Origin of the sequence: Lunatimonas lonarensis (genome assembly GCF_000390185.1) — a bacterium.
Lineage (GTDB): Bacteria > Bacteroidota > Bacteroidia > Cytophagales > Cyclobacteriaceae > Lunatimonas > Lunatimonas lonarensis.
In genome coordinates, this window is the sequence record NZ_AQHR01000041.1 from 134,439 (window position 1) to 153,591 (window position 19,153).

12 protein-coding genes and 1 tRNA gene are annotated in these 19,153 nt (G+C 48.6%); 4 read left to right on the plus strand and 9 right to left on the minus strand.

Annotated features, from left to right (window positions below; genetic code table 11):
- Positions 1-115 precede the first annotated feature (115 nt).
- Together ADIS_RS06230 and katG are read left to right on the plus strand one after the other, a co-directional pair.
- Complete coding sequence (locus ADIS_RS06230; protein WP_010853532.1) at positions 116-1,705, plus strand: sulfatase family protein; 1,590 nt, start codon at positions 116-118, stop codon at positions 1,703-1,705.
- A 179-nt stretch (positions 1,706-1,884) separates the two neighbouring features.
- Positions 1,885-4,113 carry a catalase/peroxidase HPI gene (katG, locus tag ADIS_RS06235; protein ID WP_010853533.1) on the plus strand — a complete coding sequence of 743 codons (2,229 nt, stop codon included), beginning with the start codon at positions 1,885-1,887 and terminating at the stop codon, positions 4,111-4,113.
- A gap of 67 nt (positions 4,114-4,180) precedes the next feature.
- On the opposite strand, the gene ADIS_RS06240 is transcribed toward katG, so the two are convergent.
- From ADIS_RS06240 to ADIS_RS06255, 4 genes are all read right to left on the minus strand, one after another.
- A complete protein-coding gene (locus ADIS_RS06240) occupies positions 4,181-5,335 on the minus strand; it encodes a mannonate dehydratase (RefSeq protein ID WP_238325393.1) in 1,155 nt (384 codons plus the stop codon).
- Positions 5,336-5,342: 7 nt separating this feature from the next.
- The gene (locus ADIS_RS06245) at positions 5,343-6,557 is read right to left on the minus strand and encodes an alpha/beta hydrolase family protein (RefSeq protein WP_010853535.1); all 1,215 of its coding nucleotides are present in this window, start codon (positions 6,555-6,557) and stop codon (positions 5,343-5,345) included.
- A 371-nt stretch (positions 6,558-6,928) separates the two neighbouring features.
- Positions 6,929-9,742, minus strand: coding sequence for a TonB family protein (locus tag ADIS_RS06250; protein WP_010853536.1), 2,814 nt, complete (start codon positions 9,740-9,742; stop codon positions 6,929-6,931).
- A 7-nt stretch (positions 9,743-9,749) separates the two neighbouring features.
- Entirely contained in the window at positions 9,750-10,112 is a 363-nt protein-coding gene (locus tag ADIS_RS06255; protein WP_010853537.1) for a BlaI/MecI/CopY family transcriptional regulator, read from the minus strand.
- A 423-nt stretch (positions 10,113-10,535) separates the two neighbouring features.
- Here ADIS_RS06255 and ADIS_RS06260 point away from each other — a divergent pair, with 423 nt between their 5' ends.
- On the plus strand, positions 10,536-11,153 hold the full coding sequence (locus ADIS_RS06260; protein WP_010853539.1) for an NADPH-dependent F420 reductase: 618 nt from the start codon (positions 10,536-10,538) through the stop codon (positions 11,151-11,153).
- Positions 11,154-11,302: 149 nt separating this feature from the next.
- Here ADIS_RS06260 and ADIS_RS06265 read toward each other — a convergent pair.
- Positions 11,303-11,376 (minus strand) — tRNA-Arg (locus ADIS_RS06265).
- Positions 11,377-11,425: 49 nt separating this feature from the next.
- Entirely contained in the window at positions 11,426-12,643 is a 1,218-nt protein-coding gene (gene sucC / locus ADIS_RS06270) for an ADP-forming succinate--CoA ligase subunit beta (RefSeq protein ID WP_010853540.1), read from the minus strand.
- A 354-nt stretch (positions 12,644-12,997) separates the two neighbouring features.
- Here sucC and ADIS_RS06275 point away from each other — a divergent pair, with 354 nt between their 5' ends.
- The gene (locus ADIS_RS06275; protein WP_010853541.1) at positions 12,998-13,660 is read left to right on the plus strand and encodes an ABC transporter ATP-binding protein; all 663 of its coding nucleotides are present in this window, start codon (positions 12,998-13,000) and stop codon (positions 13,658-13,660) included.
- A gap of 2 nt (positions 13,661-13,662) precedes the next feature.
- On the opposite strand, the gene ADIS_RS06280 is transcribed toward ADIS_RS06275, so the two are convergent.
- The 3 genes from ADIS_RS06280 to ADIS_RS06290 all read right to left on the minus strand — a co-directional run bounded on the left by ADIS_RS06280 (position 13,663) and on the right by ADIS_RS06290 (position 19,143).
- Positions 13,663-15,711, minus strand: coding sequence for an FG-GAP repeat domain-containing protein (locus ADIS_RS06280; protein ID WP_155907186.1), 2,049 nt, complete (start codon positions 15,709-15,711; stop codon positions 13,663-13,665).
- A gap of 116 nt (positions 15,712-15,827) precedes the next feature.
- Positions 15,828-17,048, minus strand: coding sequence for an MFS transporter (locus ADIS_RS06285; RefSeq protein WP_010853543.1), 1,221 nt, complete (start codon positions 17,046-17,048; stop codon positions 15,828-15,830).
- Positions 17,041-19,143, minus strand: coding sequence for a M28 family peptidase (locus tag ADIS_RS06290; protein WP_010853544.1), 2,103 nt, complete (start codon positions 19,141-19,143; stop codon positions 17,041-17,043). The genes ADIS_RS06285 and ADIS_RS06290 overlap by 8 nt, the downstream gene beginning before the upstream one ends.
- Positions 19,144-19,153 lie beyond the last annotated feature (10 nt).

Here is a 19,153-nt window from a genome sequence, read left to right on the forward strand (position 1 = left end):
ATAGATCGTTTTGTTGCTGCCGAACTCTTCGGAGAGCCGCCTATAATTACCGGAAAAGGTTTGCGGATTTTTTAGGGTTATGGTCGTATCTTGGGTCACCTAAAATAAATAATAGATGGAGAGAAGGAAAAGGTTGGAATACCTAGATCCAAAAGAACCTATGGCATTCATTGCGGTCGGATTGGTTTCTACAATGTTGTTATTTTTATCGATGCAGGCGTGTACATCGGTCGTTGACTCCATTGCTGACTCCTATCCAAATATCCTCGTAATTTACACGGATGATCTGGGATACGGCGATGTCGGTTGTTACAACCCGGAATCAAAAATTGCAACCCCCCATATCGACCGTTTGGCTTCCAATGGCATGCTGTTTACGGATGCACATAGCTCCGCATCAATCTGTACACCCAGCAGGTATTCCCTGATGACCGGACGATATCCTTGGCGCCGTATTGATCGCATTGTATTACCGTTTGGGCCCTCGTTGATAGGGGAAGACGAACTAACGGTTCCCAAGATGCTGAAGGAAAAAGGATACCAAACCGCACTGATCGGAAAATGGCACCTTGGCTGGGATTGGAATTGGCGGGGTGGCGTTCGACCACCTGAGGATCAGATCACCTCGGGAGGAAATAGTCTGGTTACCGCTGATCTCCTTGATTTCGGACAGTTGGTTACGGGAGGTGCCATGGGGGCAGGTTTTGATTATTACTTTGGACAGGATGTCCCAAATTTTCCGCCCTATGCCTGGATGGAAAACGGAAGATTTCTAAGTAAGGACCTGGTTCAACTAAAAGCGGAAGAGATTGAATCCACTGCTTTTCGGGGCAATATTCATGGCGATGGCCCCGGAGAACCGGGGTGGCGGTTCGACGAGGTCATGCCAAAACTTTTAGGGCGGGCGGTAAGGTATCTACGGGAAATGAAAGATTCGGAAACGCCCTTTTTTCTTTTGTTCTCTACCACCTCACCACATACGCCGGTGGTTCCGGTCAGCGAATTCCATGGCAAAAGTGAAGCCGGTTTTTATGGGGACTACATACAGCAGCTTGACAAAGAAGTGGGGGAGATCATGAGGGTGCTGGAAGAAACCGATCTGTTACAAAATACGCTGATCATTTTCACCAGTGACAATGGGCCTGAAGCCATTGTAAAGGATGTAGTTGCCAATCATGGCCATCGCAGTATGGGAGCCTTTCGCGGTGTAAAATGGGATGTCTATGAAGGCGGCCATAGGGTGCCTTTCATTGTTCATTGGCCCGGCGTGGTGAAGCCCAACACCAAAAGTAATGCGTTGATCAGTCAATTGGACATCATGGCAACACTGGCATCGCTTGTAGGGGTTCCGTTGCCTCCGGAGATGTCCGGAGACAGCTACGATTTTCTTCCCCTGCTTACACAAGAGAGTACGGCTGCGCCACGGGAATACTTAGTTCAAAGCACCGGAAGCGGAAAGGATAGGGTTTTTGCACTTCGGCACAAGAACTGGGTGTATATAAATGCGAATTCCGGAAGGCTCCCATGGGGAACCAAACTTTGGTTTAACGAATATGAACGGAATAGAGGAGTGGTACCCCATGATGAGCCCGATGAACTATTTGACCTCAGCAAGGATCCTGAACAGCGGTACAACCTGGTAAGAGAGGAACGCAAATTGGCAGATGAAATGAGAATTCTGCTGAATACACTGCTGGGTTCATAAGTCATCAGGTAGCAATTTAACCAAATAGGTTCGAATACCCATCAGTAAGGAGGTAAGAGTCAGCATGGATAGATAAAAGCATATACTCAATAGATATTATCTATTGAATTTCTAGTTAGTTGTTGATTTTAATTAGGTATCTTAGCAGTGCAAAAAGGTGAACAAAAACCCGTTAATTTATGGAACAATACACGAATGGAAATGCGAAAATAGGCGACCTGAATGGGTCTGCCGGTAAGTGTCCTTTTTTAAATGGAGCGTTGAATCAGGTTGCCGGTGGTGGAACCGGAAATAGAGATTGGTGGCCAAACCAATTAAAGCTGAACATTTTGCGCCAGCATTCTTCGCTATCCAATCCCATGGATAAGGATTTTAATTATGCGGAAGCATTCAAGTCACTGGATTTGGCGGAGGTAAAGAAGGATATTGAAGAAGTATTGACCACCTCCCAGGAATGGTGGCCGGCCGACTACGGACACTATGGCCCTTTCATGATACGGATGGCATGGCATAGTGCCGGTACCTATCGTATTCACGATGGTAGAGGAGGTGCAGGAACCGGTACGCAACGTTTCGCGCCGCTAAACAGCTGGCCGGACAACGTTAACTTGGACAAAGCCCGCTTGCTGTTATGGCCGATAAAAAAGAAGTACGGTAAAGCACTCTCCTGGGCAGACCTTATGGTGTTGACCGGAAACGTGGCGTTGGAATCCATGGGCTTGAAAACGTTTGGATTTGGCGGCGGCCGGGAAGATGTATGGGAGCCGGAAGAGGATATCTATTGGGGATCTGAAACCGAGTGGTTGGGTGACAAGCGCTACACAGGAGACAGGGAACTGGAAAACCCGCTCGGTGCCGTACAGATGGGGTTGATCTATGTTAACCCAGAGGGTCCCAATGGCAATCCTGACCCGATGGCCGCTGCGAAAGATATCCGCGAGACTTTTGGCCGCATGGCAATGAACGATTACGAAACCGTGGCACTGATAGCGGGAGGCCACACCTTTGGTAAGGCCCATGGTGCCGCAGACCCAGGTGAATACGTAGGTAGGGAACCTGCCGCAGCGGGCATCGAGGAGCAAAGCATGGGTTGGATGAATTCTTACGGTACAGGCAACGCCGAATATACCATCACCAGTGGTTTGGAGGGCGCATGGACGACTACACCGACCAAGTGGAGCAATAACTACCTGTGGAATCTGTTTGGGTACGACTGGGAACTGACCAAAAGCCCTGCTGGTGCGAATCAATGGATTCCAAAACACGGCATGGGAGCAAGAACAGTTCCAGATGCGCACGACAAGTCGAAGCGCCACACGCCGATTATGTTCACTACCGACATCGCGTTGAAGACCGATCCAGCCTACGAGCAGGTGGCAAGGCATTTCTTGGACAATCCGGACGAGTTTGCCGATGCGTTTGCCAAGGCTTGGTTTAAGCTGACGCACAGGGACATGGGGCCGAAATCCCGGTACCTAGGACCGGAAGTACCTGCGGATGACCTTATCTGGCAAGATCCCATACCTGCGGTGACCCACGATTTGATCGACGATGCAGATATTGCCACGCTGAAGGAAAAGATGCTGGCTTCCGGTCTTTCTGTATCTGAGCTGGTATATACCGCCTGGTCATCAGCCGCTACCTTTAGAGGTTCTGACAAGCGGGGTGGTGCAAATGGTGCACGGGTACGTTTGGCACCTCAGAAGGATTGGGAGGTGAACCAACCTGCGCAGCTTGCCAAGGTATTGGAGGTATTGGAAGGTATTCAGAAGGAGTTCAACGCGGCACAGTCCACCAAACAAGTATCCATTGCCGATCTGATTGTATTGGGTGGAAATGCGGCCATCGAAAAAGCAGCCAAGGATGCGGGATACGCCGTTTCCGTGCCCTTTACGCCTGGTAGGGGTGATGCTACCCAAGAGCATACCGATGTGGAATCCTTTGAGGTGCTGGAGCCGGTTGCGGATGCGTTCCGTAACTATGCCAAGGCTGGTTTGTCAGTAAAGGCCGAGGAGCTGATGATCGACAAAGCGCAATTAATGACCCTTACTGCGCCGGAAATGACCGTGTTGGTGGGTGGTATGCGTGCTTTGGATGCTAATTTCGGTCAGGCTGCTCATGGCGTATTCACCGAAACCCCAGGTGTCCTGAGTAACGATTTCTTTGTGAACCTGTTGGATTTGGGTGTTACCTGGAAAGCAACTTCTGATGCGCAAGATGTCTTCGAAGGCAAAGACCGCAAGACAGGAGAGGTAAAATGGACAGGTACCCGGGTGGATCTTATCTTTGGTTCAAACACAGAGCTTCGTGCCATTGCCGAAGTATATGCTACCGACGATGCCAAGGAGAAGTTTGTTCACGACTTCGTAGCTGCGTGGAACAAAGTAATGAACCTTGATAGGTTTTAATAGCTGTTCCTGAGAAAATGCGAAAGTAATCCAAATCGTGGCCCTTAAAACAGGCCACGATTTTTTTTTATTGCATGGATATTGGTTTAGCATTCTCCTTAACCACACCTTCCATCAATCCCCGCATGTATCCAATGGCGAAAAGCGTACCAATGGTACTGTAACCCGGTTTATCGTTAGGGTCACCTTCCATGGTAGGCACATGATCGGGCCTGATCGGACCCTTGTAGCCCACCTCATAGTAGCACTTCATCGCTTCATACATATCTGTTTTGCCATCATCGTGAAAAGTTTCTTCAAAATTGGTTGCATGCCCCCGAACGTCGCGGAAGTGGACAAAATGAATTGCATTCCTCTTACCAAAAGATCGTATTGTAGCCGGGATATCTACACCAATATTATTTGTGCCCATGGAGGCAAAGCTCCCTTGACAAAACGTAATACCATTAGAAGGGCTGGGATAAAGGTCAAGGAGTCTCTCAAATGCCTTTACGGAAGTCATTATCCGAGGTATGCCCCGGATTTCATCGATAGGAGGGTCATCTGGGTGTAACGCTAGCTTGACGCCATATTTTTCAGCTTCCGGGATAGCGGCCCGTAGAAAATAGGCGAGGTTTTCCCACATGATCTCGGGGCTCAGCGGGCCGAATTCCGTAAACTTCTCCTGGTTTGAAATATCTTCTATGTCAAACGCACTCACCAGGGCACCACCTCTACTGGGGCGGTCCAGGGTAGTTCGGGCCCAGTTAATTACCGGCATCCAATTATAACATATGGTATCAATTCCTACCGAGGCTAGGTTTTTCATCAGTGTTATAAAATGGGCTATTTCCTCATCCCTTCCCGGAAGACCCAGCTTGATTGCCGTACCCAATGAGGGAGGGCCCTCGATCACCCTCAGGTTTAGTCCCTGTCTCCTCCAAGCGTCCTGCACGCCTTTAATAACAGCCAAATCCCAGGCGTTTGTGTCCGGCATGCCCGCCATCGCAGGATTGATACCACCTACCGCGCCGAGTACATTCATTTGCTTTGCAAGAGCAACTTTGCGTGGCTCGATTCCCCAAAAATAGGCCAGACACATATCCAAGCCCATGTCTTGCATCGGTTCGGCCATTTTAGGTACTTGCTTAGCGACAAGCGGGATGGCACTGACGGCGCCGGCTGCAATACAAACGGTTGCGGCTCCCTTTTTGAGAAAGTCTCTGCGATTTCTTGCCATCATTGGTCAGCTATCTTTGATATAGTTTATCAGCGAAATCCAAAAAGTTTGCCCAGTCTACTGCGGTTAGGTTGTGTGCACCTTCCCGCATATGGTATCCCAAGGGCCCCAGATGAATTGGGTTATTTACCGCAGGCGGCTCATCCGGCAAGGCATAGGGGAAATTATAGATAGACTTATGGACCCTAGAACCTAGCAGTAGAGAGAGGTACTCGCCTCTGGGATCCGCCCATTGGTCGTCCTGAGCGCTTGCCACGTAAACAGCTCTCGGCGCGATGGAAGCTATAAGCATATGTTGGTCAACGGGCAGGGCATCTTCGTTATCGCTATACCGCTCAAAGTTATCGGTAAACCAATAGGGAAAGTTGGTATTGATCCGGGTTACTGTCTCTCCGAATCGGCGACGCGACAGGGCGGCACCACCGCAACCCGACTCATTGGAGATGGTAATGGCCCAGCGGGTATCCTGTGCCCCGGTCCAAAGCGCCGCCTTTCCTCCCCTGGAGTGGCCCACCACCGCAGCCCGTTTTTCGTCGATATCGGGATCCTGCACGAAATAGTCCATGGCACGCATGGCTCCCCATGCCCAAGCCCCTAGTCCCCGCATGCCATTGGCCATTGCCAGCTGCTCGGGATACAAGGTTTCCAGAATATCTTCCCGAAAGGTCTCTTTGTTATCATCAGAGACGTCCTGTACGTGAAAAGCCGCCACTGCGTAGCCACGTTCGATCAGCATTTCAGCCGGCCAAAAATCAGACTTGACCATGCGCGTAGGGTCGATGTTATCGGGAGAACGATGGGTGATAAGCAGAAATACGGGACTGGGAGTATTCGCTGTCCGGGACGGAACAAAAACCGTCAGACGCATGGTGAGCGAATTTCCTTTTCTTGAAACCAAGACATCAACTTCCTTTAAAACCGCCCTGCCATCCATAACATCTTTCTGTAGGTTTACCGTGGTAAAGGTCATACCATCCAAGTCTTTGGGAACTTGACCATATACATGATCTTCAAAAAGCCGGATAATCTCCGGACGGCGCACGAAGTTCCAGTCATCAATGGATGAAATAGGTTTTCCCTTGGTGCTAACAAACGGATCGGGAAGGGAGTAGGAGGGTACCTTGGCTTCCTCGTAGTTGAAGACAGCGTGTTGGGCAGTGGCTAGGTGAATGGTCCCCCAAAGAGCGATTAGGCAAAAAAAGGACGGGAAAATTGGGTATTGCATCTGTTTATGATTTGTTAAATTGAGTTGCTGAATTGATCGTGCAACCATGCACCTAGGTTTCTCAACATTGCATCTATTATCATTCGGAAACCTGCACGGAAAGCCTTTTCATCTACTGACGTCGCCTTTTTATTTAGCGGGATATGGGAGTTAAGATAGCGTATTTTACTGGAATCTCAAAAGAAGTAACTGTTAAAGGGCGGATGGTGGGGAGAAACCTCTGCTCAATCAGAAGAGGGTGATAATTATGTGTCGGAATTAAAAGTGTCTAACCGTAAAGTTCACATCCAAAACGAGCAGTAGGGGAACCAATGAAAAAAAAATCTCCATCCCCGATAGGTGTTTATCGAGGGTGGAGGTTGGTTCAAAGACTATTTTTTGGAGGTTATGATAATCGCGCCGTTTTTGGCCGCATCACCATACAGTTTGATGGTTGCAGCATCTTTTATAACGCTGATGGACTCTATGTCGCTAGGGTTTATACTATCCAAAGAAACTCCAATTTTCCCATCCAATATTACTAGCGGTTGATTGGATTGGGTATGTGGCAAGGAGTTTATTGGTTTGTTATCTTGGTGGCTTGAAATCGTATATAGGATTCGATTGATGTCATTTTGCCTCAATGCCGTTTGAACATCCTGAATGGTTCCCATTTTCACCTCAGGTTCCGCTTCAAAACGTGCGGTAATCTGCTTTGGATCCAAGTCGTGCTCCTTTAGCAGCGAAGCGATTGCCTTGGATAACCCCCCATCAATTGTCAGAATCTCTCCTCCCAAGTTGACAATTTTCTCATTCACTACGCGAATCGTCATCACTTCTCCTTGTGCTACTTTACCGGATTTGAGGCTGGAAGCCGCGCCGTACCCAACGACCACTACACCAGTCCCAAGGAGCCTTTCGTAGTGTTGGTCATGGGATTCTATGCCATTTAATTTAAACTTCACTGGATAGATAGCTTGGTAGCCATCCTGCATACTTTTCACATTCCAGTTTGGTGCATTCTTAAAGTACCTAATAGCCTCTTCGTTCAACTCTTCCGAGATTCCCTTCACCACCTCGTAGTCGGTGATCTTTCCGTTCTTATCGAATACCAATTTCGTAAGTACAGTTCCGGTAGTGTTGGTTTGCCTGGCTGCGGTGGGGTATTTAAGGTTTTTTTGAAGATGTTTGTTAAATTCATCGGTTGGGACTATTCGTTCCAATTGCCTATCTTGATTTAGAGCGACTAGTTCGTCAAAGGATGAATTCGTACCTAGGCTATCTGGTAGTTTAAAACGGATGGGTATCCGAATCTGTACGTTAGCAAGTTGACCACTCTGAATCCCTGGTGTCCACCTGGGTGAATTTTGGACAAGACGGAGTGCTTCTTCGTCACATCCAGCACCGATGCCCCTCAATATCTCTGGATTGGTGACATTTCCCTCTCGGTCTACGACGAATACCACGTAGACAGTACCTTGTACATTGCCCTGTTTAGCCCGTTCCGGATATTTCAGGTTTTCGCTTACATAGTTGTTCCAACCCTCCATTCCTCCAGCAGGTACTGGCATGGATTCCACTACTTCAAAAACCTCATCGTCTGCAATCGAGGAGGGAGCGGGTAGGCGCATTGCTGTATTTGACCTAGGGAAAAAGGATGCTGCCTGTTGGTTTTGCTTGGTAAAGTTGAATCCGACCGGAAAATTCATAATGACGGAAACCGATTTTCCATTGACTAGGCCGGGTTCCCATTTAGGGGCATCCATCCTGGTCAACGCTTGTAGCACCTGTTCGTCGATGCCTGCGCCAAAGCTTCTGCGGATCACCGGATAGTGGATTTTTCCATCTTCTTTTACCAAAAACTCCAGTTCCACTACTCCGCTTAAACCCAGTTCCTGAACTTTTTCCGGAACGTTGACATGGGATCGAAGGAATTCCTCCAGTTCCTTCCATCCATTCTCCGGCTTTGGCTCCTTTTCGACCGCGGTTCGTTGATAGGCGTTTTCATAGGATTTTCGCGTCTGCGAATTCGCCCGTAGAATTTGGATCAGTTCCCTGACTTTTAGGTATTCGTCATCGGAGGAGATTCCCGTAAACACATACTCAAGTTCACCAAGCTGGGCCCTTAACGTACCCTCTTCCAGGCTGCCGATTTTTTCATAGTGTTCGGTGCGCTTTAGCGTTCGCACGCTGATTCCAATATCGAGAGAATCCTTAAATCCCAATACCTGCTGTTTGATCGCATGCGGTGCCAGGGTATGGTGGTTGGTCAAAAACGCCAGACCCTTTTCAGTCTTCATACTGACAAGTCCAAAAAGCATGGCGGTCAACGGAACCACCATCACTAGCTTGAACCAATTTATTTTTGCGGACTTCTTCATCATGATAATTCTTTTTAAGGTTGTAGATCGGATAAAGTAATTGCCGATTGGAAGATCTAGCCCCTTAAAAGCCATCTTGACAATGAGTTTTGGATAGCTGGACTTGTCCTCTACGCTACCCAACACTTTTTCATCTGCTAAATATTCATGTAAGTCAACCAATGCCATCCGCATGAGGTGGATGATAGGGTTAAACCAAAACAAAATGCTGAGCACCTGATAATACATCACATCCCAGGAATGCTTTTGGTGGATGTGTTCCAATTCATGACGTATAATCTGGGATTCCTCCTCTTGCGTAAGCTTCTGCGTATCATCCCAAAACAGCTTATCGAAGTAAGAGAAAACCGGTGCCAAACCAAAGGTTGGTATCAGAAAATAGGCACCTTTTAGCTTGTACTTTGTCTGATACCAACCCCGTAACTCCAGTTGCCGTAACAATAGATACTGCCAAAACAACTTAAAAGCCAGAAAGAAAACTACCATCAGGTAGCCTGCAAAGAAATAGTCCCTCATTTCCCAAAGAATCGGAAGCTTGGTGTCGGTTACGGTAAATTCAGGTAGACCGATGGTACCGATCGTCTCCGTTTCGTCGAGACTATATAAGGACTGGAGCAGCTGTGTGTTTTCCAACGAAATGCTGGGTTTATCAAAGCTAACAGGGATTTCCACCAATGGGAAAAGCAGCGCAAGAGCAGGTGTCAGCAACAAATAAATCCGGTTGAACCGGAAGGTTTTTTCGTTGCGAAGAAACACCCAATAGATCCCGAAAAAGAAACCTAGGCAGAAGAAGCTTTGCCAAAAATAGTTGATAAACGCAGCCATTAGCGGATCATTTTACATCCTTTTTTACCTCTTCCATGATCCGCTCGATTTCTTTTGCATCCAAATTCTCCTCTTTGGCAAAGAAGCTCGCCATTTTGGTAAACGATCCTCCGAAATAACCGGATAACAGTCTGCGAATCGAGAAACTACGGTACTCGTCTTTGGTCACGATCGGATAGTATTGGTGTGATTTGCCAATGGGACGATGCTTTACGAAGCCTTTTGTTTCCAGAATACGTATAAACGTGGAGACGGTATTATATGCCGGCTTGGGATCGTCCATTTTGTCCAGTACCTCTTTCACGTACCCTTCTTTCAGATCCCATAGGATCTGCATGATTTGTTCTTCTGCTTTGGTTAATGCCTTCATCAGTTTAATATTGAGTTTTTGGTTCTACCTGGCACTTGCCAGACGGGTGATAAACAGGTCTTGGTTTGACAACCCGGTTTTCGCACCGCTGCCTAATCGAATCACTGTTTGTGCTACAACTTAACCACTTAGTTTTTAGTATGCAACTTTTTAGGAAACTAAATCTTTCAATCGGTTGGATAAATATACGTTTAAATATTTAGTTTTACCTAATTATTTAATAATTAATTTCGGATTTATTTCGATACAGTCGAATTGGGAGCTTTTCAGCACTTTTATCCATCAATTGATCATAAACAAAAAAGGGTATTTTCCTAAAAAAAACACCGTTGGTAGTAAACAAGATTACAGATTATTCTGCGTATCTTCCTAAAGAAAAAAGAGCCCGCAAAAAGCGGTTAAAACAGGAAATTGCTAACACACATGAAAATAGCCATTATAGGTACGGGCAACGTCGGAGGGGCGTTGGCGACCAGTTGGGCCCTAAAAGGGCATGAGATAAGACTGGGTGTTCGGGATACACAACGGTTTAAAGGAATGGAGCTTCTTTCCAATCCGAATACGACCGTCCATTCCATATCCGAAGCAGTGAACCTGAGTGATATTATCCTAATGGCTACGCCTGCTACAAATGTCGTTGAAATCACCCATGCATTGGGTGACACGACAGGCAAAATCATTTTGGATGCGGGCAACATAATCCTGGGTAGGGGCCCTCAAGGGTTTGCAACGGTATCGGAAGCCATTCTGGCCAACACGGCAAGCAGAGACGTGGTCAAATGTTTTAACACCACCGGGTACAACAATATGGCAGATCCGGTCTATGGAGCGGAGACGTTGGATATGTTTATGGCCGGGGATAGTCTGGAGGGGAAACTGGTGGCAAGGCAACTTTCGAAAGATGCGGGGTTTGCCGAATGTTACGATGTAGGGGGCAATGACCGGTTCGCTTTAATGGAACAAATGGCCTGGTTTTGGATAAACCTGGCGATGGTTCAAGGCCAAGGGCGGGACATTGGCATAAAAATCCTTCGCCGCTAATAGGTTAATTCAGGACAGCCTGATTAATTGATAAGCGGGTAGACTAGGTTTCCAATTTTCGGTAGTGGTGCCGTTTTTATCCAGCAATGAACCCATCATCTACTAAACAACTACGGCGCCCCATCAATGATGAAGCGCCGTTAGGAAAGTACACCCGGAAGGATTCGAACCCTCAACCCTCGGAGCCGAAATCCGATATTCTATCCAGTTGAACTACGGGTGCAAAACCGAGCACAAAGGTATGGATTTCTTTGCGCTTTCAAAAATGTTTATCAATTGTTTTGAAGAACTTGCTGCACCTTTTCCGCCGCTTCCTTCAGCGTAATCGCGGAGGTTACCTTCAATCCGGACTCATCAATAATTTTGGCTCCCGCTTCGGCGTTTGTACCCTGTAATCTAACGATGATTGGCACTTGAATGTCACCTATTGACTTATAGGCTTCCACCACACCACTCGCGATACGGTCACACCTTACTATTCCACCGAACACATTGATCAGGATTGCCTTCACTTTGGGATCCTTCAGGATGATCCGAAATCCAGCCTCCACGGTTTGGGCATTGGCTCCTCCACCAACATCCAAGAAGTTGGCTGGTTCTCCTCCTGAAAGCTTGATCATGTCCATAGTAGCCATTGCCAAACCTGCACCGTTTACCATACAGCCCACGTTTCCATCCAGCTTCACGTAGTTCAGACCTGACTTGCCTGCTTCCACTTCCAAGGGATCCTCTTCATCCAAATCCCTCATTTCGGCCAGATTCTTATTTCGGTAGAGGGCATTGTCATCCAGATTTACTTTGGCATCAACCGCCAAAATCTGATTGTCAGAGGTTTTAAGGACAGGGTTGATCTCTACTTGGGAGGCATCGGTATTTTCGTATGCCTTGTATAACGAAAGGATGAATTTCACCATTTCTTTAAAGGCATTGCCCTCCAATCCAAGTTTAAACGCAACTTTGCGGGCTTGGTAACCCTGAATGCCAAGCTGGGGATCCACCCACTCTTTTATGATTTTTTCCGGTGAATGCTCCGCTACCTCTTCGATGTCCATGCCACCCTCTACGGAAGCCATGATTACGTTACTGCCGGTAGCACGATCAAGTAGAATAGAGAGGTAGTATTCTTTGGGCTCTGAATCCCCCGGGTAATATACATCTTGGGCTACAAGTATCTTTTTGACTTTCTTTCCTTCTTCACCTGTCTGTATGGTGACCAAAGTACCTCCAAGGATTTTATCCGCCAATTCAGGCACCTGTTCCAGCGACTTGGCCAAAACCACCCCTCTGGATCCGGTTTCTTTTATCGTTCCTTTGCCACGACCGCCCGCATGGATTTGGGCTTTTAATACGTACCAGGAAGTTCCTGTTTCAGCATTTAGTTTTTTTGCTGCTTCCAGTGCTTCTTCCGGGCTCGACGCCACGATCCCTTCCTGAATCTTTACGCCGTATGACTTAAGAACTTCCTTTGCCTGATATTCGTGTATATTCATCTGCTTAGTAATTGTTTCCCAGTGAGTGTGCAGGATAAGAACCGGATAGTAGCCACCGTCCAAAAGGACATTTTTGCGTTTCCCGGCTTTAATCCCCTAAAATTTTTGCCCGAAGTTAATGGCTAAAGTCCGATAATTCAAGGTTTCCTTTGCGCTTTTTACGTTTAATCACACAAAATACACGCTTTTGTATTCATCCCTTATTTCTATCTTATTCTGATTCAAGCCACTACAATTTTAAACATGGTTTCCGTATGTTGATTGGGTGAATTAACCGAAAAACCGTTACTTTTAGCGTTCCAAGAACTACCCTGGATTGTCGGAGACGGTTCGATCCGTTCAAACTGTTTATTCATGTTAATAGTAGCCAAGGACATACACAAGTATTACGGTGATCTCCATGTGTTGAAGGGAGTGGACGTTGAAATCAAAAGAGGAGAAATCGTATCCATCGTAGGCGCTTCGGGAGCCGGCAAGAGTACCCTGCTGCATATCTTAGGGACGTTGGATCAAGCGGATCAAGGAACCGTGCTCATCGACGACAACGACCTGTCCGGCCTTAAAGGGGATAAACTGGCTGCTTTTAGGAATGCCAAGATTGGATTCATCTTTCAGTTCCATAACCTTCTTCCGGAATTCACCGCAGAGGAAAACATCATCATACCGGGTCTGATTGCCGGGGGCAAGGAGGCCCCGCTAAAAGTCAGGGCAGCCGAATTGGCGGAGCTGCTGGGGATTGGGTCCAGACTACAGCATAAGCCATCCGAGTTGTCGGGTGGGGAACAGCAGCGGGTTGCCGTTGCTCGGGCACTGATCAATAACCCGACGGTGATTTTTGCCGATGAACCCAGCGGCAACCTGGACACTCAGTCTTCCCAGTCGCTACACGAACTTTTTTTCCGGCTACGGGATGAATTTGGTCAATCTTTTGTAATCGTGACACACAATCAGAGCCTGGCTCTAATGTCCGACCGCATGCTTACCATGAAAGATGGAAAGATTGTGTCAGGGGCCTGACGCTATTCCTGCTTGGGAGTAGGAAGATAGTAAAAGAAGCCATCTTCCGCCCCTATGAGCAGGTACCGCTTACCTTCCCAGGTAGCGATGGTAGGCGTAGTAGAATGGGCCGCTAAGGGGTGATGGTGTACAGGGCCTACGTCGCTAAACCGCCATTTTCCGGTCGGATCCTGTCCGAGTCCTCTGAGCACATTCACATTGGTGGCGCTATTGACCAGTATATCCAATACCCCATCTCCATCCCAATCAAAGAAAGTGAAGGTTCTTCTGCCGCTTCCACCGGCCCGTCGTTCGTTCATTCGCAACAACCCGGATACGTTGTTTTGGGGTCGGCCACTGCCGTCATAGGAGGATACACCCTCTCCCCAAAACACCCGTTTCGGCGCCATTAACGCCAAGGTTCCGTCCTGGTTTCGGCGACGCTCAAAAAGGGACAAGTATCCCTCCTGATCCAACATGATCAGATCGGTCAGACCGTTGCCATTCCAGTCTATGAGAAAAGGCGTGGTCCGCCATTGGGTCACGAGTTCATTTGATTGAGGCTGCCACCATGTCCAAGCAGGCTTGGGGGTATCTCCGGGATATTCCACGGTCACTGCTTGGGCTGGGGCAAGCCTTGGATGGGTTTCTGTCCCGATATTCTTATAAAACAGCACATTGCCCCATATACCGTTGGTGACGATGTCCAGCAGTCCGTCTCCGTCCCAATCGGCCACAGAAGGATTGGTGTATCCCCACTTGGCTTCGGCAGGCCCTTGAATGGAACCATTGTACCCGGCCTGCTCCCGTATCACCTTTTCCCCGTCACTGAGGTATACCGGAGGTGCCCACCTCGGAGGATCTCCCCCGAGGTTTTTGATAAAGCCAATATGGCCCGCCGTATTTCCTACGATCAGGTCCTCCCATCCATCTCCATCCCAATCCACGCTTACCGGAGCCGCCAGTGCCCCAAACTTCACCCTATGGGCGTATTGCTTAAAATACCTGGGGGGTAGAAACTGCGGAACACCTTCTATAAGGATTCCTGTCCCTTCTATCAGCGCCACCCGACCGTCCTCGTCTCCCACGACCAAGTCGACAATGCCATTACCCGTAAAATCGACCGCCGTGGGGGTGATCATGCACAATTCCATCTGGAGGGGTACACCGGCAACCATAAGCTTTTTTCCGGGAGCGTACCTGGGATGTTCACGGGTTCCCACGTTTTCGAAATAGGTAAAGCCATCCAGAAACTCCCCACATAACAAATCCAGGTCGCCATCCCCGTCAAAATCGGCAAAATTAGGAGAGGGCATGCCGAAAACGTTGACGGGGCTACCGTCTGTTGTGGTTATTTTCGTCGGATCTGCGTAGTCGGGCTGTTCATCGGTACCTCGGTTTTCCAACAGATAGGTATACCCTCTCAGGGGGCCATTTTTCCACTCGCCATTTGTATCCCAGGCATCGTCCCAGCCATATTCTCCCCAAAAACCTATGCCCACGACCAAGTCCAATACACCATTTCCGGAGAAGTCAACATACTTCCACTGATTTGCACGCACTCTGCCATCCTCCAGATGGATTTTTTCGGGGTCACCGATGGAATATGGATGATCAAAGCCCGATTGGCGAAAATCCGGATAGTAGGCACCCGATGTAGTCACTCGCCAGCCATCCTTGACGTAGGAGATCTGCGGTGACCTTCCGGCAGGGCCCAGGTTGAAGCTGGGTTCAAATAGCGGCAGTAACGTAGAGGGATCTATGTTTCCGGTATTCAGAAATACGTGGATCCCGTTGGACGGCCGATCGGTGCATGCGACGACAAGATCCAGCAGGCCGTCCCCGTTCCAATCCATGGGCAATGGCCAGGCCCATAGGCCCACACCAAGATCTACGGTGATGGATGGGTTTTGGTAGGTAAGCGTGGAAATCTGCCCCACTGTGTCGCTGGCACTACCCTGTACCGGGCCGTTTGAAATGGGTGTTTGAAATCCGAAGGCATACGAGGCTACGAGCGCTGTGGCCAAAAATGCAACGAGGCAGGCTTTGATTCGGCGAAATAGTTTGTTCATGGGAGGTTCGGGTTTGATGGTAACTATGGGATACCCATAAAAATACGATGTAAACTTGACACAGACCACTCAGCTGTTGGGAAGAAATTAGACTTTACCGGAAGCATAGCTCAGTCCTATCTTGTTTCTTTCAGATTGGGAAGCATCCAGGTGACAAGACCCAGTAGGGGCAGGAAGGAGCAAACCCAAAATACAAACTGTATATCGGTGAGATCGGCCAACTTGCCAAGTAATGCTGAGCCCAGGCCTCCCATCCCAAACGCAAAACCAAAGAACAGTCCTGAGATCATACCTATCCGACCGGGAAGAAGCTCCTGTGCATACACCAAAATGGCCGAGAAGGCAGACGCCAACACAACGCCGATTACCACGGATAGGGCAATCACCCATCCAAGGCCCAGGTGTGGCAACAACAAGGTGAAAGGTGCAGAACCCAAAATGGAGGCCCAAATAATGTATTTCCTTCCGTATTTATCACCCAATGGACCGCCCAGGTAGGTTCCCGCTGCGATGGCTGCCAAAAAAATAAACAGGTAGATTTGCGAAGTGGCGACAGGAACACCAAATTTTTCAATCAGGAAAAAAGTGAAATAACTGGTCATACAGGCCATGTAGAAGTACTTGGAAAAGATCAAAACCAAGAGAATCGCAATGGATGCTTTTACACGGCCAGGGGAAAGACCGTGCTTAACGATGGTAAAGGTTTTCCCTACGGATGCCTTTCTCTTTTCGATATTGGCTCTATACCAATAGCCCACCCGGGATAGTGCCAGGATTGCCAGTAGCGCACCCAGCGCAAACCAACGTACATTTCCCTGCCCATAGGGCATTACCACCAAGGCCACCAACAAGGGGCCTATTGCCGATCCTACATTTCCACCTATCTGGAAAACCGACTGGGCAAATCCTCTTCTGCCACCAGAGGCCAGATAGGCCACCCTGGAAGACTCCGGGTGAAAAACGGAGGACCCCATCCCCACCAACGCTACTGAGGCCAAAATTACCCAAAACGAGTTTGCCGAAGCCAGCACCAACAGCCCCAGCAAAGAAAACCCCATGCCAACCGCAAGCGAAAAGGGCTGGGGTTTTTTGTCGGTAAAGTAACCTACAAAGGGTTGCAATAAGGAAGCGGTGGCCTGAAACGTCAGTGTGATCATACCAATTTGGGTTAAACTCAGAAGATAGTTTTCCTTTAAAAGGGGATAAACAGCCGGAATGACCGATTGGACCAAGTCATTCAGCAGGTGGGCAAAGCTGATCGTAAACAGTATGGGATATACCGTCGATTCAGCCGATGGGGCAGCAGTCCGGGGTTTATCTTCTATTGCTTCACTCATTATCAATCAGGAATTGGGCAGCCCTAATTCGATCGGACAGTGTATCGATGGCTTGCGAGTAGATTGAATCCCATGTATCCATGGAAGCAACATCCTTTAACTCGATTGAATACTGTATGGCGGGAAGTACCCAAGACGCATACCCGCTAAACGGATCCGTGGAAGCATACAGGGACTGGTACCAATTGCCAAAGGGCATCCCCTCCGGACGCAAAAAACTTTTCTCCCAGCCAAGCAGTTCCCGACTTAAAGCCTTGGCCTGTCTGGTAGAAAGGCGGTTGCTGGCTAGTACTTCCTGAAGTTTCTTTTCAAAGGTCAACGCCACAGATGCCAGGTTTTTGATAGATTCGGCCGACTTGCTAAATCCCTTAAAATCAATGGAAAATGAAGAAATCTGTCTTTCGGCAGCTTCGAAGTGAACTGTCAAATCTTCGGCGTACCGGCTTGGCCTGTAGGGTACCACATCCGCATTGGCTGTTCGCAGGGCCATTATGCCGACCCATTGCTCTACTGCGCCGCCCATTTTAAAAGTAGGATCCGCAAATTTCTCGTAAAAAAAGAGGTTGTCGTAGTTCGTATGGTAAAGCGTAGGCCCCCCGGCCCCACCACTCAATGAGGGAATTCCGGCAAACATGTAAAAGGCAATATGGTCCGACCCACCGCCCAACGAGCCCATGGACGGCTCCGCATTTTTTCCGGCCCAAGAATCAAAAATAGTCTGTTCGGAATCAGGTAGCTTCACCGAGCGGGTGGCACCGGCCATGATGTGTTTAAGGGTGGGAGAGGAGGCTCCCCGGACGTTTGGTCCGGAAACCCCCGCATCGAAATTCATGTAAGCTACCGCCTTTGCCTGAAGCTCTTCCTTGAATTGCTCTACCCATTCGGATGAACCGATCACCCCATGCTCCTCGCCATCCCAATGCGCAATGAGGATGGAGCGTTTAGGTCGGTCTCCGTTGTTGGCCAGTTTACCCAATGTTTCACTCAGGGCCAACAACATGGCTGTACCACTGTTGGGATCCGTGGCTCCGAAGGACCAGGCATCGTAGTGACAGCCCAGTATGACCCACTCATCGGGGTAGGTACTGCCTTCCAATACCCCCACCACGTTATTGATTCGTACCAGCTCCCGTTTTTGGTTTACCTTCAGGCGAACGGTCAGGTCACTCCCGCCATCCAGGCGATACGTATAGGGAAGGCCGCCCTGCCAGCCTGAAGGTACCGGTGTCCCGGTCATCTTACCTATGATTTCTTTTGCAGATCCATAGGGAATGGAGGTTACGGGTATAGTTGGGAGAGGCGCCTCTTCTGGACTTAGCCTTTTTACCTGCTCCTTGCCGTCCAAAGGGAGGGCCGGCACAAATGGGGTCAACGGATCTCCAGTGAAGGGCAGCGTCAACAAGGATCCGCGTTGTACGGAACTCTCATTGTAATAGATGCCCTCGGGATAAACCAATCCTTTTGCGTATCCGCTATCTCCCGGGTCTGTAAAGATCAGTAGGCCGATGGCCCCATACTCCTCGGCAAATTTAGCCTTGTATCCCCGGAAATTACCGCCGTAGCGGGCAAGGACAATCTTTCCCTTTACGGATATGCCCATAGATTCCAACAGTTCAAAATCAGCTTTGGTACCATAGTTGACAAAGACAATCTCACCGACCACGTCTCCACTGCCCGAATAGGCATTCCATCCTTGCTTGAGTTCGGGGTGGCTTGAATAAGGATCCTCAGGGAAAATAAACTCCTGCTGATTTAATGGCTGGCGAATGGGTGTCACCATCTCGACGCTGGATTCTCCGGGTTCTGGAGCAAGGTAAACATCATACGGATAGGCCTGCACCTTCCATCCGGCCGCCTCCATGGTTTCGGCAAGGTATCGACCTACTTTGTGGTTGGCCTCGCTGCCTGCGATGTGCGGCTCCGAACTGATCCGTTCGAGATGATGTCGGAATCTGGAGAAATCCACTTGTTGCAGGAAACGTTCTTCCGTCTTCAACTGCTTCTCCAATGAATTGGAAGAAAAGCCAACATGTAGCTCTTGTGCTTGGAGATGGGTGAATCCTGTAACAAAGAGAGCAAGAAAGGCAAACTTCATGTTTTGTAGT

What these genes read in the sequence shown, in the direction of transcription:
- ADIS_RS06230 (WP_010853532.1), top strand. Translation starts at nt 116, where the DNA reads ATGGAGAGAAGGAAAAGGTTGGAATACCTAGATCCAAAAGAACCTATG.
- katG (WP_010853533.1), top strand. Translation starts at nt 1,885, where the DNA reads ATGGAACAATACACGAATGGAAATGCGAAAATAGGCGACCTGAATGGG.
- ADIS_RS06240 (WP_238325393.1), bottom strand. Translation starts at nt 5,335, where the DNA reads ATGATGGCAAGAAATCGCAGAGACTTTCTCAAAAAGGGAGCCGCAACC.
- ADIS_RS06245 (WP_010853535.1), bottom strand. Translation starts at nt 6,557, where the DNA reads ATGCAATACCCAATTTTCCCGTCCTTTTTTTGCCTAATCGCTCTTTGG.
- ADIS_RS06250 (WP_010853536.1), bottom strand. Translation starts at nt 9,742, where the DNA reads ATGGCTGCGTTTATCAACTATTTTTGGCAAAGCTTCTTCTGCCTAGGT.
- ADIS_RS06255 (WP_010853537.1), bottom strand. Translation starts at nt 10,112, where the DNA reads ATGAAGGCATTAACCAAAGCAGAAGAACAAATCATGCAGATCCTATGG.
- ADIS_RS06260 (WP_010853539.1), top strand. Translation starts at nt 10,536, where the DNA reads ATGAAAATAGCCATTATAGGTACGGGCAACGTCGGAGGGGCGTTGGCG.
- sucC (WP_010853540.1), bottom strand. Translation starts at nt 12,643, where the DNA reads ATGAATATACACGAATATCAGGCAAAGGAAGTTCTTAAGTCATACGGC.
- ADIS_RS06275 (WP_010853541.1), top strand. Translation starts at nt 12,998, where the DNA reads ATGTTAATAGTAGCCAAGGACATACACAAGTATTACGGTGATCTCCAT.
- ADIS_RS06280 (WP_155907186.1), bottom strand. Translation starts at nt 15,711, where the DNA reads ATGAACAAACTATTTCGCCGAATCAAAGCCTGCCTCGTTGCATTTTTG.
- ADIS_RS06285 (WP_010853543.1), bottom strand. Translation starts at nt 17,048, where the DNA reads ATGAGTGAAGCAATAGAAGATAAACCCCGGACTGCTGCCCCATCGGCT.
- ADIS_RS06290 (WP_010853544.1), bottom strand. Translation starts at nt 19,143, where the DNA reads ATGAAGTTTGCCTTTCTTGCTCTCTTTGTTACAGGATTCACCCATCTC.